Source organism: Streptosporangium sp. OZ121 (assembly GCF_051918885.1).
In the GTDB taxonomy this organism is placed as follows: domain Bacteria; phylum Actinomycetota; class Actinomycetes; order Streptosporangiales; family Streptosporangiaceae; genus Streptosporangium.
On the sequence record NZ_JBPXMC010000005.1, the window covers coordinates 310062 to 333493 of the forward strand.

Here is a 23432-nt window from a genome sequence, read left to right on the forward strand (position 1 = left end):
CGAGACGTGCCGATGGTCTTTCCCCGAAGCTCGGGTGATCTGGGCGGCACTGCTGTCCGGTAGAGCCCGGTAGAACGGGCGTGGCGGCGTGCGCTTCGGAGGGACGGCGTCGCCACGCCTGCCAGGGGCCACCATGCAGGCTCCTGGCCCGTTCCTCCCCCGCCTCCGACAGCTGCCAGATTGCGTGTCCCGGCCGAGGGGGCAACTCCGTCTTCGTGTATCCGTTCCCCACGACGTACACCGGTACCCCACACCCAACAGGTACAGACGGAGTTGACGCCGACCGAAGGGCACGAACACTCCGGCAGCGGGGGCGGGGAAATCACGGCCCGCAACCTGGCTCCTGAGCTGGCATTTACCAATGATCACGGCAAGCAGGCTGCATTGAAAGAGCTTTGATCGTTTGCGGGACACTCGTCGGAGTAGGCCAGACATAGGCGGGCGGCAGGCAAGAACGGCCTCAGGGCGCAGCATAACCCGCCAGACCCAAGCGGTAGGGCGGAACTCGGTCATTCATGCGGCAGCGCCAGCTTTATCCACTATCACTATTGGCGACCCACAGAGCGTACCGCTTTTATAATCATCTCCGTTTCCGACTTCTTCCACGATATAAAATGCAGCGTCCACGACTGGCCCCTGCGGCGGTCTTCAGCGATTTCTTCGAGTGCAGCGTGAAGGATTATTTCGATACTATCTGCCGCCTTCACCTCTCCACGCCCTGCCCCCAGCAAGGGGAAGCAAACCGATGTTAGCGAATCGCCGTTCTCCAGATTCTCTTGCCTTGCAATTTTAAACACGCCAGCAACCGCATCCGCAATTGCAATGCGATTAACCATGTACTTACTAGTACCCATAATTGGGCGCGTGACGGCAGCATGATAAATGCGGCGAACACCTCGGCTCAGCATGTCTCCGGACGATGTTGCAGCGACTGTTCCATCAGCCACCTCGCGGCCATCTACTTGGTAACTTCTCATCCACTCGATGAGCTCATTTTGTGCAGTATCTTCAACAATTCTACCCGAATGATCTTTACGCGCAGATGCGTGGCGGAGGCGCCCAGAGATAGTCGGCTTGAAAGTCTGAGACATTTGGAAGTAGGTATTCTCGGATGAGACAACAATGTCAATATTTCGAATTTTTTCGATTGGTCCATTGTGAACGAAGATCCCTATTTCAAATTCCTTGAATGGAACGAGAAGTGGCCCATGTGAAGTCAAATTTAAGACTTCAATACTGGAGGCCGTCCGGCTAGCTTGATCACTCGGATCGTCGGAGGGATTTCCGGTTTCCTGGGTGCGATACCAAAGAGCAAGCGATATTACTATGAGGACGAAAGTTGCGAATGAAAATATGAGCCCATGCGAATTTACCCACGCACGGGAATCCGTCCATGCCCATGAGACTAGTTGCAGCAGGCTCGCCGTAACTCCCAGCGCAACACTTGTCGCAAGTACCCACCTCCGCATGAAAATGAACCCTACAACATGTCTTGCATTTTGTCCGGGGTATACATCTAGAGGACAAACCGCGTGGCGGTGGTGGTCACCAAAGCTGGCCGTACGCCTTTTTTAGGACCTTCGAGTTATGGAACACTCGTCCTGCGACGGCAACAAGGCGTGGGCGGCGTCAGCCGCGACCGGCCGAAGAGCTGCAGCGCGGCCAGGGACCGCCGACACACGGCGAGATGGCGAAGGCGGATCGCCTTTAACCCTGTAGAGATAGCTATCGCGGTTCAAGATCGAAACCCGTTGGCCATCCGCTTATCGCGAAAGTCCTCTAGCTTGCAATCTGCGTTTCCCCAGGTTGGAGCTAGGGTCCCACTTCTGCCATACAGTCCTGGCGGTCTTTGCGCCAACTGCCAATCTCGAAAGAACGGTCGCCTCGAAGCGATGCTCTCCGGACACTCCGTCGCGACAGGGAGGACGGCTCAGAGAGTGGGCACGATCGGGCGGATCGTGCCGTCCGTGTTGAATTCCATCTGGTCGACGGCCACCTCCCTGTTGGTGCCGTTCCCCGCCGGTACGGCGAACCGGTGGTAGGCGACGTACCACGTGTCGGTGCCGGGTGCCCGGACGACCGAGTGGTGCCCGGTGCCCTTGATCCCTGCTTCCAGCCGCTTCTGCAGCACGACGCCGCGCCTGGTCCACGGCCCCAGCGGGCTCGTCCCCGTGGCGTACGCCACCCGGTAGTCCTCGCTTCGGGTGTCGTTCTCCGACCACATGAGGTAGTAGATCCCGTTTCGCTTGAACACGAACGGCGCCTCGTTGTAGCCCGACGGGGTGATCACACGCACCTGCGCGGGGTCGAAGGAGGTCATGTCGCCGTTCAGCGGCACGACGCGGGCGGCGCCCTGGCCCCAGTACAGGTAGGAGCGGCCGTCGTCGTCGGTGAAGACCATCGGGTCGATCGCCTGGCCGGAGTACTGGCCTGCGGCGACGAGCGGCCGGCCGAGCGCGTCGCGGAACGGGCCCGTGGGCGAGTCGGACACCGCGACCCCCAGCTGCTTGGCGGTGTTCCCCGAGGCCGCGCCGCCGCTGAAGTACATGTAGTACCGGCCGTTGGCGGCGGCGACCGCGGGCGCCCAGGCCGAGTCGTCGGCCCACGACACGTCCGGGCCGTGGTTCAGGACGACGCCGTGGTCGGTCCAGTTCACCATGTCGGCGGAGGAGAACGCCTTGTAGTACGTGCCGCCCCAGCCCGCGTAGCCGTCGGTCGTCGCGTACAGGTAGTAGCGGCCGCCCGCGGCGATGACGTGCGGGTCGGCGAACAGGCCGGGAATCACCGGGTTGCGGTTCGTCTTGGGCGCCCACGGCGCGGCTATCTTGAACGAGCTGTCCGCGCGGAACCCGGCGGTGTCCTGGTAGGTGTCCAGCCAGAGCCCGAAGTCGCGGTGCCTGATCCGCCGGCCCGGGTAGTTATAGGAGGTCAGGGACGTCGAGCCGGCGACCGACCCGTCCACGGCGCAGAACGTGGCGTCGGCGCGGAAGGTCGCGTCGCCGGTGTTGGCGTCGACACGCAGCCGCCAGTCGTAATGCCGCAGGAACAGGCCGTTCTTGGTCTGGAAGGAGTAACAGGACGGCGAGGCCAGACCGTTGACCACGGTGAACGTGGCGTCGAGCTTGGTCTGGGCCGGGCTCGCGGAGGTCACCGGGTCGAGGCGGCCGAGCGCGCCGGCGTGCCGGACGTAGTGGCCGGGGTAGTTGACCGCCTCCAGCGATCGGGCGCCGGTCGGCAGCGTCGCGGCGTACGCCGGAGAGGCCGTCGTCACCAGGGCGGAACTCGCGAGCACGAGCGCGGCCGTCCCTGCCGCCCATCTGCCGACCGTCATACGGACCTCTTTTCGAGCACTGAAATGTTATCGCTAACATTCATCGACGGAGAACCGCCGCACGAGGAGGCGGGAAACGCCGATGCGCGTGGCACACCATCCGCGACCGCTGCGGAGCGGCAGGTCAGGTCGGCGCCACATCAGTGTGTGCGCTCACAATCGATCGGTCAAGCCTGTCAGATCCGGCGAATCCGCGTTCCGGGACCCCGCGGATCTGTTGACATCCGCGATGGCGCCGTAAACACTCTGCGGAAACACAGCGGAAACATCGACGTGCCCCGGTCGCCCCGTCCCAGAGGGGGTCCGCCCGTTTCCACGGGCCAACCTGGACCGTCGATTGTTAGCGCTAACGCAATTGCACGCCATTCCGCCCCTCGCAGAAGGGTGCCTGTCGTGTCCCTGCGCCGGACGACTCCCCCGGGCGTCGCGTCACCGGCGACCGTGCCGAGCCACGTCGTCCCCCTCGCCGCCGAACGGCCCGCGCCGGTGGTGACGTACTCGGCGAACCCGACCGGCTTCACCGGCCACCGCCGGGTGCGTCCAGATCACCTACCGGGTCCGATCACCTCTCAGGAGGCGTAGATCACCATGAGAACAGGCTTACGCGGGGCGATCGGCAGAGCGACCGCCGCCGCCCTGCTCATCGCCGGTGCCCTCGTCGCCCAGCCGGCGGCGCCGGCCCGGGCCGCCGAGGTCACGATCACCAACGGGACGCAGTTCCGCGATACCGCCGGGAACCCGCTGCAGGCCCACGGCGGCGGGGTGCTGAAGGTGGGCACGTACTACTACTGGTTCGGCGAGAACCGCAACGCCGACAACACCTTCCGCGCCGTCTCGGTCTACCGGTCCACCGACCTGCGGAACTGGGAGTTCCGGCGCGACGTCCTCACCCGTACGTCGGCCGCCGAGCTGAACGTCTCCAACATCGAACGGCCGAAGGTCATCTACAACAGCTCCACCGGCCGCTACGTCATGTGGATGCACAAGGAGAACGGCGTCGACTACGGGCAGGCCCGCGCCGCCGTCGCCTCCTCCGCGACCGTGGACGGCGACTACACCTACCACGGCAGCTTCCGCCCCCTGGGCCAGCACATGTCCAGGGACATCACCCTCTACAACGACAACGGCACCGCGTACATGATCTCGGCCGCGAACGAGAACTACGACCTGCACATCTACCGCCTCACCTCCGACTACCTGAACGTCGGCGCCCTGGTCGGCAACTTCTGGCCCGGCGGCCACCGCGAGGCCCCGGCCATGTTCAAGCGCGGCGGCACGTACTTCCTGCTGACGTCCGGGGCCACCGGATGGAACCCGAACCAGGCCAGGTACGCGACGGCCTCCAGCGTCTCCGGCCCGTGGAGCGGGTGGACCAACGTCGGCGACGGCACGACGTTCGGCTCCCAGCCGGCGTACGTCCTGCCGGTGCAGGGCACCTCGACGACGAGCTACCTCTACATGGGCGACCGGTGGGCCGGCGCGTGGGGCGGCCCGGTGAACGACTCCCAGTACGTGTGGCTGCCGATCACGTTCCCGTCCGCCACGAGCATGAGCCTGAACTGGAGCCCGCAGGTCACCATCGACACCGCCACCGGCGTGATCTCCGGTTCCGTCGCACCGTCGTACCGGATCACGGCCCGGCACAGCGGCAAGGTGATGGACGTCGTCAGCGCCTCCACGGCCAACAACGCCGAGGTGAAGCAGTATCCGTGGAACGGCGGCGGCAACCAGAGGTGGCAGTTCCAGGACACCGGCGACGGCTACCTCCGCCTGGTCGGCCAGCACAGCGGCAAGTGCCTCGACGTGGCCGGCGCCTCGACCGCCGACGGCGCCAACGTCATCCAGTACACCTGCGGCACCGGCGCCAACCAGCAGTGGCAGTGGACCGCCACCGGTGGCTACCACCAGCTCAGGGCCCGCCACAGCGGCAAGTGTCTCGACGTCGCCAACGCCTCGACCGCCGACGGCGCCGACATCCAGCAGTACGCCTGCGGCACCGGCACCAACCAGCAGTGGATCCGCGCCCAGTCCTGATCACCCGCACGACCGGGGAGACCACGACATCGATCCCGCGGCGGACAGGGCTGATCGGCCTGATCGGCGTCGCGGGCATTGGGGCAGAGTGGGAACTCGACGAGATCGAAACCGGTTCGGAGGGATGGATCGGCACCGACGACGAGATAGCGATCAACGAAAAGGACAGCGAGAGATGTCTGACCAAATATGAACTCCGGGACGGGCCACCTCCTCCTCTCGACACCTGGGACAGGGCCTGGTCCGGAAGCTTGCGTTCGATCTCCGGAAAGGTGCGTGCCGTCAACGAATATTCCGGCGACGCGCTCTATGGCGCAGAATCCGACCTCGGCAGAGAGGGTCGCGTCCGGCAAGTCAGAATTCATCGCAACCCTCTTGACCACGAAGACTTCACGCCGGACCTGATTTGCGCGGCTCTCATCAACATGCGGTTCCGGCTGGACCATTGAGGTGGCCTGAGAGAGGACGGTCCGGTCGATCTGGCATTCTCGGGCACCGCGCCCGAGTCGAGTGGAGGAATCAAGACGTCAGGCTTGCCTACGATGTGACAGACGGGACGATCAGGCCCTGCCCCGGCCACCTACGGCTCAGGGGTTTCCTCTTCGCAGTCCTCCTGGAGCCGGTTCCCCTCCCCCGGAAGCCGCTTCTTCACTTCCAGGACGGATTGCGCAAGAGCGCCGATCATGAAACCCGCCCCCGCGATCGAGATCGGCACAGCGCCTCGATATCCGTTGTGGTCCGTGAGAACCGAGGCGACGCTGAGAAACAGCAGGAGCGTACCGAGCGAGAGAAAAAAATGGCGCGTGCCCATGCCGAGTGATCATAAGGGCATGGGATACGCGCGCCTACCACGAAGGCGCGTTTTTTCCGACGTACCTGACCCGCTCTCAAAAATCGTGTTCAAGGTGACAGGCCGACACCGCCGGGATTCCCTCGGACGGCGGGGCCCGGTACGCAGGGTCGTGGACACGAACGCGCCGCCGGGGTCGTGGCCCATGGGCCACGACCCCGGCGGCGCGCCCGCCGCTGAGCCTTACGCGCCGGGGCCTACTCGCCGGTCTTCTCGGCGAGGGTCACGGTGACGGTGCCGGACTGCCCGTCGCGGACGTAGGCGATGGTCACCTGCTGGCCGGGCTTGAAGCCGCGGACGGCTCCGACCACGGTGGCCGCCTCGTCCACGGTCGTGTTGTTGATCTTGGTGATCAGGTCGCCCTGCTCGATGCCCGCCTTGGCCGCGGGGCTTCCCTCGGTGACCTGACCGACCAGGGCGCCGCCCGCGTCCCCGGTGGCGTCGGTCACGCTCACGCCCAGGAAGGCGTGGGAGACCTTGCCGCTCTCGATGAGCTGCTGGGCGACCTGGTTGGCGGTGGTGATGGGGATGGCGAAGCCGACACCGATGCTGCCCTCGCCGCCGTTGGTGGCGATGGCGGTGTTGATGCCCACCACCTGTCCGGCCGCGTTGACCAGCGCCCCTCCCGAGTTGCCGGGGTTGATCGCCGCGTCGGTCTGGATGGCGCCGCCGATGGTGGTGGCCCCGCCACCCTGCTGCTGCCCGCCCCAGCCGGGCGGGAGCTGCTGCCGGCCCTGGTCGCCACCGACGGTCAGGGTACGGTTCAGCGCGCTGACGATCCCCGCGGTGACCGAGCCGGACAGGCCGAGCGGGCTGCCGATGGCGAGGACGGAGTCCCCCACCTTCAGCCGATCGCTGTCGCCGAGCGAGGCCTTGGTGAGACCGGAGACGCCCTCCGCCTTGATGACCGCGAGGTCGGTGGCCGGGTCGGTGCCGATGATCTTCGCGGTGGCGGACTTCCCGTCGCTGAACTTGACCGTCACCTGGCTGCCCGGGCCCCCCTGCCCCCCGGCCTCCACCACGTGGTTGTTGGTCAGGATCAGGCCGTCGGCCGACAGCACCACCCCGGATCCCTCGCCCCCGCCTGCGGCGGTCCTGATCTCGATCGACACCACGGAGGGCTGGACGGCCTGGGCGATGTCGGCGACCGTGGTCGCGTTGCCGACCGGGCTGACCACCGGGCCGGCCGACGAGACCTGGGCGACGGCGCCGCTGTTGAGACTCGTCGCGGCGAAGGCCCCCGCGACCCCGCCACCGACGGCCATGGCCGCCAGCGCGAGACCGGCACCTACCTTCTGCCCTGCGGTGAGCCGCCCCCGCGGCCCCCCGTATCCCCCGGGCCCCCCGGCCCCTCCGGATCCCCCGATCCCCCCGATTCCGCCGGCCCCCCCGGGCGCCTCGGCGGCGAGCTGCTCCGGCACCGGGTGGATCAGCGTCGGCTGCGGTCCGGTGTCGGCGGCGGCGCGGTAGGCGCCCGCGCGGGGCGGCACCTTGCCGAACTGGGTCCAGCCGTCGTTCCCGGGGGTCGCCTCGGCCGGTGTGTCCTGCTGCTCATTCCTGTTCGGGTCCATGTCTTCCCCCAAGTCCTACGTCCCCCCGATCGAACGGGCGGAGGCCGGTACTCCCCGGCTAGTGAAAACAATGCCCGACGACGTGTAAGCGCAGGTTAAGAGCCTGATCGCGGTGATCGGGATCCTCTGACAACGGCTTTATCCGCCGTGCTCAGCGAGGGTCACGATCACTCGAAATCACCCGACGGACACCTTGCGACTACTTCTCACCGCCCCCGAAGACCTCTTCGGTGTAGTGGATCAGCAAGTCGCGGCCCTTGATGTGCGCGACGGTGGGGCCGTCGAGGACGCCGTCCTGGCCGGGGACCTGCCCCGAGCCGCGCTCGGAGCCCAGAGGCACCACGATGACGGGCGGCATCGGCTCGTAGACCCCCAGCTCTCCCTCGCCGGCGATCAGGGCGCGAATGTTCGCGGCGACGAACTCGGCCTGCTCTCCCGCGTACACCGCCATCGGCGGGCCCACGGTGGTGATGTCGCCGATCGCGAAGACGTTGTCCTGCCCGATCACCCGGAGTTCGGGGGTCACCTCGACGAGATGCCTCGCCGTGCGGGCGGGGGCCAGGTCGTCGGCGAGGTAGCCGGTGACGGGCGTGACGCCGTAGCAGCGGTACCAGAGGTCGGCGGTGAGCTCCTCGCCCGCCTCGGTCTTCACGGTGAAGGTCCCGGCGGTGCCGGGCGCGGTCGGCGGCGCCTCGCGCAGCGAACTGCCCAGCAGCAGTTCGATGCCGAGCTCGTCCAGCTGGCGGCGGAGTTCGGCGCGCAGCTCGGGCTTGAACGGACCGGAAAGGATGTCGTCGCCGACGTCGGCGACGGTGATGCGCTTGTCGGGCCAGGTGTCCCTGATCTCTCCGGCGAGTTCCAGGCCCACCGGACCCGCGCCCAGCAGCAGCACCCTGTCGGCCGCCGCGAGGGCCTGATGCGAGGTCCGGTAATGCTCGTGCGTGGCGTCGATGTCGACGGCGTCACTCTTGCCGGGGAACGGGTAGGAGGAGCCGGTCGCGAGCACGATGTAGTCGGCGGCGATCTCCTCGCCGGAGGCGAGGACGACGTGCTTGGAGTCGACGCTGACAGCCCGGTCGCGAATTACCCTGCCCCGGGTGAGCAGGGTGTCGTAAGGGAAGTGGATGCGCGGCAGCCACGCCGGGTCCACCAGGGCCCGCAGCCCGGCGATGTTGTGCAGGTAGGCCTCCTTGGGCTCGACGAGCACGACATCGGCCACATCGTCGAGCGCTTTGGCGACGCGGATGCCTCCGTAGCCTCCGCCGACCACGACGACGGTGGGCTGCCACGCGGGTGCGATATCGCTCATCACAGGTTCCCGATCTCCTTCTGGGTCGAAATCACGTTGGTCCGGCGCGGGCGGAGCCCGGACGGCCGTCGGCTGGGTCCGGCCGCCTCGCGGCGGACATGTCGGCCGGGACGTCGAAAACGGGTCTGACCAGGCCGTACGTGCCGATGCTGCGCCCGGCACGTCGTTGACACTAACATATCGTTGAAGGGCATCAACTATTTAGATTCATCGATCGTTAGATCCGTGCTACGGTACGGGCATGGGAGTCGAGGACATCCGTGCGCCGAGGGCCGTGGATCGTCTCGGCATGCTCCTGGCCCGCCACGGCACCGTCACGAACGTCCGCATGCGTCACGCGCTCGGCGTGACCGGCCTGACTCCCAGGCATGCCGTCACGCTGATGAACCTCGAGGAGAGCGGCCCCATGGGCCAGCAGGCCCTCATCGAGGCGCTGGCGGTCGACCCCAGCGTGCTGGTGGCGATCCTCAACGATCTGGAACGTGACGGGCTCGCCGAGCGCCGCCGCGATCCCGCCGACCGGCGCCGCCACATCGTGGAGATGACCGCCGCGGGAGCCGACGCGCTCACCAAGGTGCAGGAGGCGCTCACGGCGATGGAGCGAGAGCTGTGCTCCGGCCTCGACGAGGAGGAGATCGCCCAGCTCTACGGGCTTCTCAGCCGCATCAACACCTCGGCCGAGGAAGAGGAACAGGCCTGCACCGAGGAATGACCGCCCGGGTTCCCGGCGGCCGCCGGCGGCCCCGGCTCCTCGCGGGCCGGCCGGTCACCGTACGCGAACCCCTCCCGTCGCGGCGATCCCGCCGATCAGGTGGACGCGGGCATCACCGCTGGACGGCTCAGGAGCCGGCGGGCCAGTACTCGTCGCGCAGCAGGCGCTTGTAGAGCTTTCCCGTGGGGTGCCTGGGCAGTTCCTCGCGGAAGTCGACCGACCGGGGACACTTGTAGAGCGCGAGCTGGGACCGGCAGTACTCGATCAGCTCGGCTTCCAGCCCGGGGCCCGCCAGGTCCATGGAGAGCGGCTGGACGACGGCCTTGACCTGCTCGCCCATCTCCTCGTCGGGGATGCCGAAGACGGCCACGTCCGCCACCTTCGGATGGACGGACAGGACGTTCTCCGCCTCCTGCGGGTAGACGTTGACCCCGCCAGAAATGATCATGTAGGAGCGGCGGTCGGTGAGGTAGAGGAAGCCCTCCTCGTCGAGATAGCCGATGTCGCCGAGGGTGGTCCAGCCCCGCCCCTGGGGGTCGCGCGAGGCCCGCGTCTTGTCCTCGTCGCCGTGGTAGACGAACTGGGGGCCGTCGGAGAAGTAGACGGTGCCGTGCTCGCGCGGCGGCAGCTCGTTGCCGTCCTCGTCGCAGATGTGGACGACGCCGAGCAGCGGGCGGCCGACCGTGCCCTTGTGGCCGAGCCAGTCCTGGGAGCCGGCGTACAGGAAGCCGTTGCCCTCGGTCCCCGCGTAGTACTCGTGGATGATCGGGCCCCACCAGTCGATCATCCGTTCCTTGACGGGAACGGGGCAGGGGGCGGCGGCGTGGATCGCGCAGGTCAGCGACGACAGGTCGTAGCGCGCGCGGGTCTCCTCGGGCAGCTTGAGCATCTTGATGAACATGGTCGGCACCCACTGCGAATGGGTGACGCGGTACTTCTCGATGAGCGCGAGCGCCTGCTCGGGGTCGAACCTCTCCATGACGACGAGCGTGGCGCCCAGGCGCTGGAAGGTCATGCAGTAGCGCAGCGGGGCGGCGTGGTAGAGCGGCGCCGGGGAGAGGTAGACGCTGTCGGCGGAGGGCGCGAACAGGAACTGGATGAGCTGCAGCAGCGGCCCCGGCGTGTCCAGCGAGGCCTGGGAGAGGGTGGGCTTGACACCCTTGGGCCGTCCGGTGGTGCCCGAGGAGTAGAGCATGTCCACGCCCTGGCACTCGTCCTCGACCGGGGTGGCGGGGTGGGCCGCGACGGCCTTCTCGTACGAGTCGAAGCCCGGGGCCACGCCGTCCAGCATGAGCCTGAGCCCGACGCCCGGGGTGCGGTCGGCGATGGAGACGGCCACGTCCGCGAGGGCGGCCGAGGAGATGAAGATCCGGGCCTCGCAGTTGTCGACGATGTAGGCGAGCTCGTCGGTCTTCAGCCGCGGGCTGATCGCGGTGTAGTACAGGCCGGAGCGGTGCGCGGCCCACGCGACCGCCAGGAACAGCGGGTGGTTCTCCAGCATGAAGGCGATGTGGTCACCCGGTCGCAGCCCGGCGGCGCGGAAGAGGTGGGCGAGGCGGTTGGACTCCTCGTCCAGCTCACGGTAGGTGACGACCCGTCCGGAGCCCGCCATGATCACAGCGGGTTTGTCGGGCGAGACTGCTGCGATCGCTCCCGGGTGCATGAAACCGAACATTACTCGGCGAGAAGTTCGGTGAGAAGTGCCCGCACGCGACTGGGCCGCGACCTCGGGTGAGGTCGCGGCCCAGGGGGTGCTCAGGCCTCGGGAGAGTCCTGGCCGGGTGGATCGGAGGTGGCCGTACCCGGGAGGGTCCCGGCCGGGTGGATCAGCGTGGTCGTACTCCTGGGAGCTCGGGCCGTGCGCAGCGTGGCCCGAGCTCCGGAGAGCCTCGGCCGTGCGGATCAGGCGTGGCTGTAGATGTGCTCCCAGCCACTCTGGTAACCCTTGGGGTGGCCGTGGTTGCCCCGGCTCACCTTGACGTAGATGTGCTCGGCGTCCGTGCCGGAGAAGGAGTAGAAGGCGGGCTTCTTGGAGCAGTTCTTGAAGCTCTTGAAGGTGGACGAGCCGTCGAAGCCCACGACCTTGAAGGTCTCCCACGCACAGAAGTGCTTGGGCTTGCTCCACCACTTGTGGTTGGTGAGCTTGCTACCGACGGTGTAGTGGTATTCGTGCTCCCACTTCCACGCGCGCTTCTTGAACCACTGCTTCACCCACTTGCACTTCTTTTCACCCTTGTGCCAGTAGCACTTCTTGACGATCTTGGAATACTTCTTCCAGTACCAGTGCTTCTGTGACTTCTTCTCCACGGCGACCTTGCCTTCGGCCTCCGCCTTCTCGTCACCGGAGTAGTACGGTCCCCAGGAGTCGGCGAAGTAGGGGGTCGCGGCGGTGGCGGTCTGGACGGGGGTCGCGGTCTCGGCGTTGGCCATCGCCGGGGCGCCCATGGCGAGAAGGGCAGCCATACCGGTGCCCAACAGGATTCGGCTGGCGAATCGCATTTCGAGGGGTTCCTCTCGGGAGTGAGGATTCTGACACACATGTTGTACGATGCGCCGATTGCCCCTGACTTTCACTTCACTTGAAACACCAGGCCACGCCAATGATCAAATCAGATTACTTACCGCATAAATCATGAAACAAAGCTAAATGATCAGCGTGACATATCCGGTCAGTTACGCGCGAGACGGCGGGCGACGGTATCCCCCAAGGTCTGCACGATCTGCACGACGGCGACCAGCACCACCACGGTGACGATCATGAGCGTGGTCTCGAAGCGCTGGTAGCCGTAGCGGATCGCCAGGTCCCCGAGCCCTCCCCCGCCGATCGCCCCGGCCATCGCCGAGTACGAGATCAGCGCGACCACGGTCACCGTGAGCCCCGCGACCAGGCCGGGCATCGCCTCGGGCAGCAGGACCTTGCCGACGATGGTCACGCGCCCGGCCCCCATGGCCTGGGCCGCCTGCACCTTGTCCCTGCCGACCTCGCGCAGCGCGGTCTCCACCAGCCGGGCGAAGAACGGCGCCGCGCCGAGCGTCAAAGGGACCACCGAGGCGATGGTGCCGATGGTCGTGCCGACGATCAGCCTGGTCAGCGGGAGAATCGCGATCATCAGCACGATGAAGGGCAGCGAGCGGCCGATGTTGACGACCAGCCCGAGCACCCGGTTGAGCGCGGGCGAGGGGAACAGCCCGCCCCGGTCGGTGGCGACCAGGGCCACCCCGAGCGGGAGGCCGAGGATCACCGTGAACAGGGTCGACCACAGGACCATCTGGACGGTCTGACCGGTCGACTCCATCAGCAGCGGGAACATCTCTTCCCAGGTCATCGGGCCTCCTCGACGAGCAGGCCGCGTTCGGCCAGGTAGGTGAGCGCGGCGGCGCGCTCGTCACCGGTGACGAGCAGGCGCAGCCGTCCCGTCGAGAGGCCCGCCACCTCCTCCAGGGCTCCGCCGAGGATGTTGACGTCCACGTCGAACTTGCGGACCACCTGCGACACCACCGGCTCGTCGGCCTGCCCGGTGAAGGTGATCGTGACCTGCCCCGGCTCCGGCTCCGGCAGGGGGAACAGCTCCGCGGCGAGCCTGGAGCCGGGCCTGGAGATCAGTTCGGGGATGGTCCCCGACTCCTCGACCAGGCCGTCCCGCATGACGGCGACCGAGTCGCAGATCGACTTGACGACGTGCATCTCGTGGGTGATCAGCAGGATCGTCAGGCCGAGCTCGCGGTTGAGGCGCTTGAGCAGGGCCAGGATCGACTGCGTGGTACCGGGGTCGAGCGCCGAGGTGGCCTCGTCCGAGAGCAGGACCGGGGGGCTTCCGGCCAGCGCGCGGGCGATGCCGACCCGCTGCTTCTGCCCGCCCGACAGCTGCGCGGGGTGTGCCCCGGCCTTGTCGGCCAGCCCGACCAGCTCCAGCAGCTCGGCCGTACGCCTGACGCGCTCGGCCTTGGCCACTCCCATGACCTCCAGCGGGAAGGCGACGTTCCCGGCGACCGTGCGGGAGGAGAGCAGTGCGAAGTGCTGGTGGATCATCCCGATCCGCTGCCGGGCCCTGCGCAGGTCGCCCTCGCGCAGGGAGGTCAGCTCCTGGCCCGCCACCGAGACGGTGCCGGAGGTGGGTCGCTCCAGCAGGTTCACGCAGCGCAGCAGGGTGCTCTTACCGGCGCCGCTCTGCCCGAGCACGCCGAATATCTCACCCTCGCGGACGTGGAGATCCACGCCGTCGACGGCGACCACCTCTCGGCCCCGATCCTGATAGACCTTCCGCAGGCCAGAAACATCGATCACAGCTGGTCACCAACGCGCCCTTGCTTTGCCCTCATTCCCGACATGTTATGTGAAACCGATCACCGGTCACGAACACCCGTCTCCGGCGAGAGCGCCCGCGGCCGTACCCGGTCGATCCCCGTGACGCCTGGTCATCACCGGTACGGGTCCCGCAGGGGGACGACCCGCTGGGCGAGGTCCTCCTTGATCGCCCGCATCCTCTCCCCGGGCGCGTAGAAGCGGCCCTTGGTCTCCCCGTACGGCGTGAGCCACCCCCTGGCCGCCAGGTCCCGCAGGTCCCTGGCCGCCTGCCCCTGGCTGAGCGACTCGTCCAGCTGGTATCTGCTCCGGCGCAGCCGCCGGTTGACGAACACCTCGTAGAGCGCCGAAACGGTGCGGGTGTCGAGCCCGTCGGCGTCGACCCGCTCCTCCAGGAGCATCCACACCTCCCCCGCCTCGGAGAGCCTGCGCCCGACCCGCTGGGCCTGGAGATGGTGGGCGCGCAGGCAGAAGCGCACCCAGTGCAGCGTGTCCCCGTGCGGGCTCCAGCCCCGCCTCTGCATCCCGGCCAGGGCGTCGTAGTAGTCATAGGTGTTCCTGCCCTGCCCCTCGGCGTCCGGGCCCTCGTAGACGACCTCCCCGGTGGCGGAGTTGCGGACGTAGATGCCCCCGGGCCGCACCGTACCCGGCGTCCTGTCGTGGTGGTGGCCGATCATCATGAAGTTGAGCGCGTGGAGCAGGCCGGCGTCGAACGCGAACACCGGCGCCCGGGAGAGCAGCTGGATGTAGGTCAGCGCCTGCTGGTAGCCCGAGATCTCCCTGGCGACCGCGGCGGAGGCGTCCAGCGGCTCCTCACCGGCCATGATGGACTCGATGTCCTCGACGCTGGCCCGGTGGCCCTCGATCGAGTTGGAGCCCTGGATGGCCCGCGCCTGGAGCTGGCGACGGAGCCGGCCGTCCCAGCGGTGGGTCTCCGCGAGGCGGTGTTTGAGGTCGCGGCGCATCTCCTCGATCTCGCCGAGCACCGCTTCGTCGACGGCCTCCAGGAGAGGCGTTCCGTACAGGATGGAACCCATGCCACCATGACCGAATCATTCAGTCAATCGACTTAATGATTCGTCCATTTATATTCGCTAAGCCCGTTCCGTACGAGAACGGCGACGGCCCGCCCTCTCCGGGGAGGGGGCGGGCCGTCGCGGGGAACGCGGGTCAGGCGGCGGTGTGCTGGGCCACCTTGGCCGGGGTGAGCGCGATCTCCAGGACCTCGCGCACGTCGCTCACCGTGTGCACGGTGAGCTCGTCGCGGACGGCCTGCGGGACGTCGTCCAGGTCGGGCTCGTTGCGCGCCGGGATCAGCACGGTCGTGATGCCCGCCCGGTGGGCGGCCAGCAGCTTCTGCTTGACCCCGCCGATCGGGAGCACCCGGCCGGTGAGGGAGACCTCGCCGGTCATGGCCACGTCGGCGCGGACCTGACGCCCGGAGAGCAGCGAGGCCAGGGCCGTGATCAGGGTGACGCCCGCGGACGGGCCGTCCTTGGGAACGGCTCCGGCCGGGAAGTGGACGTGCACCGAGCGGTCCTTGAGGGAACCGACCGGCAGTTCCAGCTCCGCGCCCCGCGAGCGCAGGTAGGAGAGCGCGATCCGAGCCGACTCCTTCATGACGTCGCCGAGCTGGCCGGTCAGGGTCAGGCCGGTGTCGCCGGTCTCGGGGTCGGCCAGGGACGCCTCCACGTAGAGGACGTCACCGCCCGCCCCGGTGACCGCCAGGCCGGTGGCCACGCCGGGCACCGCCGTACGCTGGCTGGACTCGGGAAGCGAGGACTCCGGCACGTTGCGCGGGCGGCCCAGGTAGGGGACCAGGTCCTCCACCGTCACGGGCAGCTCGCTCTCGCCGAGCGCGACGTTGGCCGTCACCTTGCGCAGGATCCTGGCGATCGAGCGCTCCAGAGACCGGACCCCGGCCTCCCTGGTGTACTCGCCGGCGAGCTTGCGCAGCGCGTCCTCGCCGACGGTGACGTCCTCCGCGGTGAGACCGGCCTTGTCGAGCTGGCGCGGGAGCAGGTGGTCGCGAGCGATCGCGACCTTCTCGTCCTCGGTGTAGCCGTCGAGCGTCACGACCTCCATGCGGTCCAGCAGCGGGCCGGGGATGGCCTCCAGCACGTTGGCGGTCGCCAGGAAGAGCACGTCGCTGAGGTCGAGCTCCACCTCCAGGTAGTGGTCGCGGAAGGTGTGGTTCTGCGCCGGGTCGAGCACCTCGAGCAGCGCGGCCGTCGGGTCGCCCCGGTAGTCGGAGCCGACCTTGTCGACCTCGTCGAGCAGCACGACCGGGTTCATCGAGCCGGCCTCGCGGATGGCCCGGACGATCCGGCCGGACTGGGCGCCGACGTAGGTGCGCCGGTGACCGCGGATCTCGGCCTCGTCGCGCACGCCGCCGAGGGCGACGCGGACGAACTTGCGGCCCATGGCGCGGGCCACGGACTCGCCGAGGGAGGTCTTGCCGACTCCGGGGGGACCGGCCAGCGCCAGTACCGCGCCGCTGCGGCGCCCGCCGACCACGCCGAGGCCCTTCTCGGCCCTGCGCCCGCGGACGGCCAGGTATTCGATGATGCGGTCCTTGACGTCGTCGAGGCCGGTGTGGTCGGCGTCGAGGACGGCGCGGGCCGCGGCGATGTCGTACGAGTCCTCGGTGCGCTCGTTCCACGGGATGTCGAGGACGGTGTCGAGCCAGGTGCGGATCCAGCCGGTCTCGGGGGACTGGTCGGAGGTCCGCTCCAGCTTGTCGACCTCCTTGAGCGCGGCCTCGCGCACCTTTTCCGGCAGGTCGGCGGCCTCGACGCGGGAGCGGTAGTCCTCCTCCTCGGAGGAGGAGGTGTCGCCGTTCAGCTCGGCGAGCTCCTTGCGGACCGCGGCGAGCTGCTGGCGGAGCAGGAACTCTCGCTGCTGCTTCTCCATGCCCTCCTGGACGTCCTTGCGGATCGTCTCGGCCACGTCGAGCTCGGCCAGGTGCTCGCGGGACCACTCGACCAGCTTCTCCAAGCGGTCGGCCGGGTCGGCGGTCTGGAGGATCTCGGCCTTGCGCGGGGTGCTCAGCCAGGGGGCGTAACCGGAGTTGTCGGCGAGGATCGAGGGGTCGTCCATCTGGTTGACCGCGTCGACGACCTGCCACGCGCCCCGCTTCTGCAGGATCGTGGTGGCCAGCGCCTTGTACTCCTTGGCGAGCTCGTGGGCGCGCTCACCCGCCGCGACGGCGGGAATGCGGGTGGCCTGCACCCACAGGGCCGCGCCGGGGCCGGTCGTGCCGGTGCCCACGCGGACCCGGTCGACACCGCGCACCACGGCCGCGGGCTCGCCTCCGGGGAGCCTGCCCACCTGCTCGACGATCGCCCTCACGCCCACCGAGCCGTATCTGCCGTCGATCCGGGGAACGAGAAGGACCTCCGGCTTGTTGTCAGCGAGAGCCTGTGCCGCGTCGATCGCGGCCCGGACTTCGGTCTCCGACAGGTCAAGCGGGACCACCATGCCCGGCAGCACGACCTCGTCGTCGAGCGGCAGGACCGGGAGGATCAAGCTCTCACTCATGTGAACTCCAAGGGTTGAGTTATACACACTCAATTAATGGGAGCCTGAGAATGTTCCCGGGGTTGAGCGAGTTCGCTGTGAGCGATCGTAATCGTGTAATCATCACTGCCCGGGTGGCCGGGCGAACCTCAGGTGGGCGCATGTTCCAGGTCCGGACCGGTGAAGGCGCACACCCCCGCGGGGGTGTGCGCCTTCACCGGTCCGGACCTCCGGTTCCGCCGTCGGACAGGCCCTGACCGTTCAGCGCGGGCGTGTCATCGGGCCGGCCTCTTCCTCACGACTGAGTACACGGGGTCCCGTTGATCTGGAAGGCCGCCGGAGGGGGGTTGGCGCCCGTGTGGGTGCCCTGGAAGCCGATTAGCAGGGACTGCCCGGGAGCGAGGTCCTTGTTCCAGGGCAGTCCCGCGGCCGTCACCGCGCTTGCGGTCTGCGACCAGGCGGCCGACCAGCCCGAGGTCACCCGCTGTCCGGAGTCGGCGAAGGCGAACGTGAGCCGCCAGTCGGTGAGGGGTACGGAGCCGGTGTTGGAGATCTTGATGTTCGTGCTCATTCCGGTTCTCCACGACCATGAGGTGTACTTCACCTCACAGCGCTTGGTGGGCGCCGGGAGGCGGTCGTTGTAGATCGTGACGGCCACCTTTCCCGACGGGGGGCTCGCCTCGCCCCTCGAGTCGACGGCCACGACGTACAGGTGGTGGACCTCCGACACGACGTCGAGCGGGGGAAACGGGAGAATGACCGTCCCCTCGGTGACCGCGGGCTGGAAGGTGGCCACCCGGACGGCCGTGCCGTTCTTGTCCTCGTACACGTAGTAGCAGGCGATGCCGTCCGAGTCGGTGGAGGCGGCCCAGCTCAGGCGTGCCGAATTGAGCACGACGTTCACGACCGAAGGCGTTCCCGGCGCGGTCGGCGGGCTGCTGGAGGGCGCGGGGGTCTGCGGTGCCGTACGGCAGGGGAGGGCGCCTGACGGAATGGGCGACGGTGCCGGTGACGGTGCGGCCGTTGCGTTTCCGGCCGGCAGGAAGACGAGAGCGGCGGCCACCACTCCCCCGCCGGCCCAACCGGCCAGCCATGTCGTTACCCGCATCGATGTGCCCCCTTCGGTGATCGGCCCTTTCAAGGAAAGTCACACCCTGGACGGAACCGGTCAACGTCGCGCCGTCATCACGTCCGGGTGATCCTGGTGAACGGTGCCGGCCGATGAAACGTTCAGCGACGGCGGGTGCACGGGGAATCACCCGAAGGAGAGCGGGGGCGCAGCCGTTCCCACTCTCCTTCGCGCCTCCGCCCGGCAAGGCTCTCCCTCGCGCCTCCGCCCGGAAGGCGACCCGGCGTGTGCGGCGGCCGGCGACCCGGTCCGGGCGCGGCCTGAGCCCACCGGACGGCGCGGTTCCCTCCCCGGTCGTATATCGGAGGTCACCCCCTGGTGGGATGCGGGTCACGGCCGAGCCGCCTACGCTGATCCGGGTGATCCCCAGCCCCGCGCGGCAGTTCCTGGCACGACATACGCGGCGGGCGTGGGAACCGGCCGTACGGCTGGCCCGCCCGCTCACCGAGGCGCTGGTGACCGGGACACCCGACCCGGCCCGTTCCCGATCACGCCGCCTCACCCGCCGCGTGCCGCGCGCTCTGGGGCTGCTGCCGTTCGGGACGATCGACCTGGTCCTGCTGGGTGACCTGGCACTGACCTTCGTCCTGTTCGGCGGCGGCCTGTCCTACCTCGAGACCGAGGCGGCCGCGGCGCGTTCCCCCCTCGACCAGCAGGGGCTCATGTTCGCGGCCCTGGCCTTCTCCCTGCCGCTCGCGCTGCGCGACCGGTGGCCGCTGGCCGCCTGGCGGTCGGCCTTCCTGCTCGTTCCCCTGGGAACGGTCGTCTCGCGGCAGTTCCTCGACGAGGTCCCCTACACCGCGGCCGCCTCGATCATGTACATACTCGTGGTCTACGCGGTCGCGGTCCGCTGCGAGCGGCACATCACCGTGGGCGTGTGGATCGTCTCGTTCCTCGCCGCCTGGATGATCCACCCCAACTCGACGGCCCTCGTCGTCGGCACGATCTCGGTGACCGTCCTGTTCGGCTACAACGTGCGCGCCCGGCGGCTGGCCGCCGGGCTGCTGGCCCAGGAGGAACGGCGCAGCGAGCGGGCTCTCGCGGCCCAGGCCGCGCTGGAGGAGCGGGCCAGGATCGCCAGGGAGCTCCACGACGTCGTCGCCCACCACATGTCGGTGATCGCCATCCAGGCCGAGGCCGTCCCGCTGCAGGCGTCCGGGGACGCGCGGCGCCTGGAGGAGGGGCTGAGGGAGATCCGCGCGCTCTCCCTCGCGGCCATGACCGAGATGCGCCGCGTGCTGGGCGTCCTCAGGGAGGGGGACGGGCCCGCCGACACCGCGCCGCAGCCGGGCCTCGGCCGCCTGGAGGAGCTCGTCGACACCGCGCGCTCCGCCGGACTCGTCGTGACGCTCAAACTCGTCGGTGACCTGGCCGGGCTCCCCACGGCGGTGAGCCTGTCCGCCTACCGGATCGCCCAGGAGTCGCTCAGCAACGCCATGCGGCACGCCCCCGGTTCCACCGTCTCGCTGAAGGTCGCCCGGTACGGCGCCGAGCTGCACGTCCAGGTGACGAACAGCGCCGGGCACCGCTCCCCCGAGTCCCCCGACGGGCAGGGACACATGGGACACGGCCTGATCGGGATGCGGGAACGGGTGTCCGTGCTCGGCGGGAAGCTCTGGGTCGGTCCGACAGGGACGGGCTTCGCGGTAACCGCCGTACTGCCGATCAGCGAGGACGCATGACCCCCTCCCCCGGCCCGCGCTCCGGGGGCTCCACGCTCGAGGAGATTCGATGACGACCCGGGTGCTCATCGCCGACGACCAGGGCATGGTACGGACCGGTTTCACGGTGTTCCTGAGCTCGCAGCCCGACATCGAGGTCGTCGGCGAGGCCGCCAACGGCGCCGAGGCCGTGGCGCGGGTGGCCGAGCTGCGGCCCGACGTGGTGCTGATGGACGTGCGGATGCCGGTGATGGACGGCCTCGCGGCGACACGGGAGATCATGAGGTCCGTCGATCCCGCGCCGAGGATCCTGATCCTGACGACGTTCGACCTCGACGACTACGTCTACGAGGCGCTGCGGGCCGGGGCGAGCGGGTTCCTGCTCAAGGACGCCTCGGCGCAGCAGCTGGCCGAGGCGGTCCGGGTGGTGGCGGCCGGGGAGGCGCTGCTGGCGCCCTCGGTGACCAGGCGGCTGATCGCGGAGTTCGCCCGCATCGGCCCGAGCCGGCCGCGCGGGCGGCTGGACGACATCACCGAGCGCGAGACGGAGGTGCTCACCCTCATCGCGCGGGGCAGGTCCAACCAGGAGATCGCCGAGGAGCTCGTGCTGTCGGAGCAGACCGTCAAGACCCACGTCGGCCGGATCCTCGCGAAGCTGAACCTGCGCGACCGCGCCCAGGCGATCGTCCACGCCTACGAGACGGGCCTGGTCCGCCCCGGAGAGTGAACTTCGAAGGCGGCCGGTCGGCCTTCGGCCCGGCCAGAAGAGCTCAGTGCGGCGAACGGCTCCCGGTCGTCATCTCGCCACCTGCGCATGATCAACCGTTCCGTCTCCATCCGGCCGAGTTTATCGCCGGGCCCGTCGACGGCGGCGTCCCCCGGCACGAGATCGGCCCGGGATCACCCCGGTACGGAAGCAGCATGGAGGCGGCACGGATCCGGCCCGGTCGGCACGGGGTCGCCCCGGAAGGGCACGGGTCATCCTCCTGGCTCCCGAGGGGGACGGGAGAGGTGACCGCCTCGGGGTGACGCGGGTTACGGGCCGCGATTCCTAGCGTTCTGTCCGGTTCTTCAGACCGGACAGGAGGCTCCCATGTTCCGCCGCACGCTCGCCGTGGCCGTCGCCGCGGCGCTCGCCTACGTGACGGTCCCGCCGCCCGCGGGCGACCGGGTGGTGCGGGTCTACGGCGATCTCGGCACGGCCGAGCACGTCGCGGTCGTCGTCCCCGGCTCCGACACCACGGCCGCCACCTTCGACGGCGGCAGGGCCAGGCCGTACAGCACGCCGGGGGGCGGGGCGCGGGCGCTGCTGGCCGAGGCGCGGGCGCTGGACCCGGGGGCGAGGCTGGCGGTGGTCGCCTGGCTCGGCTACGACAGCCCGGCGACGCTCAGCCTCGGTGTGATGACCGGGGAGGCCGCGGAACGGGGTGCGGTGGAGTTACGGCGGTTCGTCACCGGGACGCTCAGGGGGAAACGGGTCAGCCTGCTGTGTCACAGCTACGGCTCGGTGGTGTGCGCCGGGGCCGTGCCCGGTTCCGGGGTCGCGGACACGGCCGTGTTCGGCAGCCCGGGACTGGGCGTCTCGTCGGCCGCCGAGCTGGGCGGCACCCGGTTGTGGGCGGGCAGCGGCGCCCGCGACTGGATGCGCAAGGTGCCCAAGCTCAGGATCGGGCCGCTCGGCTTCGGTCCCGATCCCGCCGCCCCGGCCTTCGGCGCCCGCCTGTTCGGTACCGGCTCCGCCGGGCACAGCGAGTATCTCGAACCGGGCGGCGAGTCCCTGCGCAACCTGACCCTGATCGCGCTCGGCCGTGGCGGCGAGGTGTCCCGTGGCTAGTCTCGCGGCCGGGATCGAGGCGGCCACTCCCGAGGGCAGGGACCGGGGGGTGGACGCGCTGCGGGCGCTGGCGATCGTGGGCGTGGTGCTGGGGCACTGGCTGGTGACGGCGTGGGCGCCGGGCGCGGCGGGGGCGGTGCACCTGTCCAGCCCGCTCGCCCACCTGCCGGGGTTCACACCGCTGTCGTGGGTGTTCCAGACGCTGGCGGTGTTCTTCTTCGTCGGCGGCTACGCCGCGGCACGCGGTTCGCGCCGGAAGACCGGGGGCGGCGCGTACCGGGCCGGATCCTGGGTGCGGGCCAGGATGGGGAGGCTGCTGGGGCCGGCGGTGCCGCTGGTCCTGGTCTGGGCGGGGATCGCGGCGGGGATGGCGCTGCGCGGGACCTCGGCGGGAACGATCAGGGCGATGGTGGTCCCGGCGATCGGGCCGCTGTGGTTCCTGGCCGTCTTCGCCGCGCTGACCGCGGCCACGCCCCTCCTCCTGCGCGCGCACCCGGGCATCACGGCCGCCGTGGCGTTCGTCGTCGTGCTCGGGGTGGATCTGGCCAGGTTCGGGCTCGGCGCCCCCGCCTGGACCGGGTGGGCGAACCTGGCGGCCGGGTGGCTGGTGCCGTACGCGCTGGGGATCGCCTGGGCGGGCGGGCTGCTCGGCTCGCGCCGGGTGGCGGCGGGTCTGCTGGCCGGCGGGGCGGCCGGGGCGGCGCTGCTGGTCGGCGGGGCCGGGTATCCGGCGAGTATGGTGGGCGTGACCGGGGACGCGGTCTCCAACCTCAGCCCGCCCAGCCTGGCCGTGGTCTGCTTCGGTCTCGCCCAGGTGGGGCTGGCGCTGCTCGTCCGCGCGCCGCTGGCCCGGCTGATGCGGCGTCCCCGGCTGTGGGCGGTGGTCGCGCCGGCCAACCTGTCGGCGATGACGCTCTTCCTGTGGCACCAGAGCGCGGTGGTCGTGCTCGCCGTCGCCGCTCTGCGCTTCGGCGACGTGCCCGGCCTTCTCGCGGTGCCCGACGAACCGGTCTGGTTGTCGCACCGGCTGGGCTGGTTCCCGGTGTTCGCGGCCGTTCTGGCGCTCGCCTGGCTTCCCCGATCAACGCGCAGGCGATTTAATGACAGGGTGTCGTCATCTGCTTGACGGGGTGCCGCAGTTTTTGTGACACTGCGTCATAAAAGGTTTCCTCGTCGCGG

Annotated in this window: 19 protein-coding genes; 7 read left to right on the forward strand and 12 right to left on the reverse strand. The window is 69.0% G+C overall.

The window, feature by feature from the left end; translation table 11 throughout:
- Positions 1 to 545 precede the first annotated feature (545 nt).
- Together ACTOQ1_RS13510 and ACTOQ1_RS13515 are read right to left on the reverse strand one after the other, a co-directional pair.
- Positions 546 to 1469: a hypothetical protein gene (locus ACTOQ1_RS13510; protein ID WP_440067051.1), complete on the reverse strand. Its 924-nt coding sequence runs from the start codon at positions 1467 to 1469 to the stop codon at positions 546 to 548.
- Positions 1470 to 1930: 461 nt separating this feature from the next.
- Positions 1931 to 3331, reverse strand: a complete 1401-nt coding sequence (locus ACTOQ1_RS13515; protein WP_440067053.1) for a family 43 glycosylhydrolase — start codon at positions 3329 to 3331, stop codon at positions 1931 to 1933.
- Positions 3332 to 3919: 588 nt separating this feature from the next.
- Here ACTOQ1_RS13515 and ACTOQ1_RS13520 point away from each other — a divergent pair.
- Both ACTOQ1_RS13520 and ACTOQ1_RS13525 read left to right on the forward strand, forming a co-directional pair.
- Positions 3920 to 5365, forward strand: a complete 1446-nt coding sequence (locus tag ACTOQ1_RS13520) for an RICIN domain-containing protein (protein ID WP_440067055.1) — start codon at positions 3920 to 3922, stop codon at positions 5363 to 5365.
- Entirely contained in the window at positions 5344 to 5814 is a 471-nt protein-coding gene (locus tag ACTOQ1_RS13525; protein ID WP_440067057.1) for a hypothetical protein, read from the forward strand. Before ACTOQ1_RS13520 ends, ACTOQ1_RS13525 begins: the two co-directional genes overlap by 22 nt.
- Positions 5815 to 5945: 131 nt before the next feature.
- Here ACTOQ1_RS13525 and ACTOQ1_RS13530 read toward each other — a convergent pair whose 3' ends face one another.
- The 3 genes from ACTOQ1_RS13530 to ACTOQ1_RS13540 form a co-directional block, all read right to left on the reverse strand.
- Positions 5946 to 6176: a hypothetical protein gene (locus ACTOQ1_RS13530; protein ID WP_440067059.1), complete on the reverse strand. Its 231-nt coding sequence runs from the start codon at positions 6174 to 6176 to the stop codon at positions 5946 to 5948.
- A gap of 236 nt (positions 6177 to 6412) precedes the next feature.
- Positions 6413 to 7786, reverse strand: a complete 1374-nt coding sequence (locus ACTOQ1_RS13535) for a S1C family serine protease (protein WP_440067060.1) — start codon at positions 7784 to 7786, stop codon at positions 6413 to 6415.
- 199 nt (positions 7787 to 7985) lie between these two features.
- A complete protein-coding gene (locus tag ACTOQ1_RS13540) occupies positions 7986 to 9095 on the reverse strand; it encodes an NAD(P)/FAD-dependent oxidoreductase (protein WP_440067062.1) in 1110 nt (369 codons plus the stop codon).
- A 241-nt stretch (positions 9096 to 9336) separates the two neighbouring features.
- Here ACTOQ1_RS13540 and ACTOQ1_RS13545 point away from each other — a divergent pair, with 241 nt between their 5' ends.
- Entirely contained in the window at positions 9337 to 9807 is a 471-nt protein-coding gene (locus ACTOQ1_RS13545) for a MarR family winged helix-turn-helix transcriptional regulator (protein WP_440067064.1), read from the forward strand.
- Positions 9808 to 9934: 127 nt separating this feature from the next.
- On the opposite strand, the gene ACTOQ1_RS13550 is transcribed toward ACTOQ1_RS13545, so the two are convergent.
- The 7 genes from ACTOQ1_RS13550 to ACTOQ1_RS13580 form a co-directional block, all read right to left on the reverse strand.
- The gene (locus ACTOQ1_RS13550; RefSeq protein WP_440067065.1) at positions 9935 to 11470 is read right to left on the reverse strand and encodes an acyl-CoA synthetase; all 1536 of its coding nucleotides are present in this window, start codon (positions 11468 to 11470) and stop codon (positions 9935 to 9937) included.
- A 239-nt stretch (positions 11471 to 11709) separates the two neighbouring features.
- Complete coding sequence (locus ACTOQ1_RS13555) at positions 11710 to 12270, reverse strand: hypothetical protein (RefSeq protein ID WP_440067067.1); 561 nt, start codon at positions 12268 to 12270, stop codon at positions 11710 to 11712.
- Between the two features lie 206 nt (positions 12271 to 12476).
- Complete coding sequence (locus tag ACTOQ1_RS13560; RefSeq protein ID WP_362683165.1) at positions 12477 to 13133, reverse strand: methionine ABC transporter permease; 657 nt, start codon at positions 13131 to 13133, stop codon at positions 12477 to 12479.
- A complete protein-coding gene (locus ACTOQ1_RS13565) occupies positions 13130 to 14092 on the reverse strand; it encodes a methionine ABC transporter ATP-binding protein (protein WP_440067069.1) in 963 nt (320 codons plus the stop codon). The genes ACTOQ1_RS13560 and ACTOQ1_RS13565 overlap by 4 nt, the downstream gene beginning before the upstream one ends.
- 134 nt (positions 14093 to 14226) lie before the next feature.
- Positions 14227 to 15147, reverse strand: a complete 921-nt coding sequence (locus ACTOQ1_RS13570; RefSeq protein WP_440067071.1) for a Fic family protein — start codon at positions 15145 to 15147, stop codon at positions 14227 to 14229.
- A 133-nt stretch (positions 15148 to 15280) separates the two neighbouring features.
- Entirely contained in the window at positions 15281 to 17650 is a 2370-nt protein-coding gene (gene lon, locus ACTOQ1_RS13575) for an endopeptidase La (protein WP_440067073.1), read from the reverse strand.
- Positions 17651 to 17924: 274 nt separating this feature from the next.
- Complete coding sequence (locus ACTOQ1_RS13580; RefSeq protein WP_440067075.1) at positions 17925 to 18737, reverse strand: cellulose binding domain-containing protein; 813 nt, start codon at positions 18735 to 18737, stop codon at positions 17925 to 17927.
- Positions 18738 to 19117: 380 nt separating this feature from the next.
- Between ACTOQ1_RS13580 and ACTOQ1_RS13585 the strand changes: the two genes are divergently transcribed.
- From ACTOQ1_RS13585 to ACTOQ1_RS13600, 4 genes are all read left to right on the forward strand, one after another.
- A complete protein-coding gene (locus ACTOQ1_RS13585) occupies positions 19118 to 20440 on the forward strand; it encodes a sensor histidine kinase (protein WP_440067076.1) in 1323 nt (440 codons plus the stop codon).
- A 49-nt stretch (positions 20441 to 20489) separates the two neighbouring features.
- Positions 20490 to 21146 carry a response regulator gene (locus tag ACTOQ1_RS13590; RefSeq protein WP_440067077.1) on the forward strand — a complete coding sequence of 219 codons (657 nt, stop codon included), beginning with the start codon at positions 20490 to 20492 and terminating at the stop codon, positions 21144 to 21146.
- A gap of 366 nt (positions 21147 to 21512) precedes the next feature.
- A complete protein-coding gene (locus ACTOQ1_RS13595; protein WP_440067078.1) occupies positions 21513 to 22253 on the forward strand; it encodes an alpha/beta hydrolase in 741 nt (246 codons plus the stop codon).
- Positions 22246 to 23379, forward strand: coding sequence for an acyltransferase family protein (locus ACTOQ1_RS13600; RefSeq protein ID WP_440067080.1), 1134 nt, complete (start codon positions 22246 to 22248; stop codon positions 23377 to 23379). Before ACTOQ1_RS13595 ends, ACTOQ1_RS13600 begins: the two co-directional genes overlap by 8 nt.
- Positions 23380 to 23432: the final 53 nt, after the last annotated feature.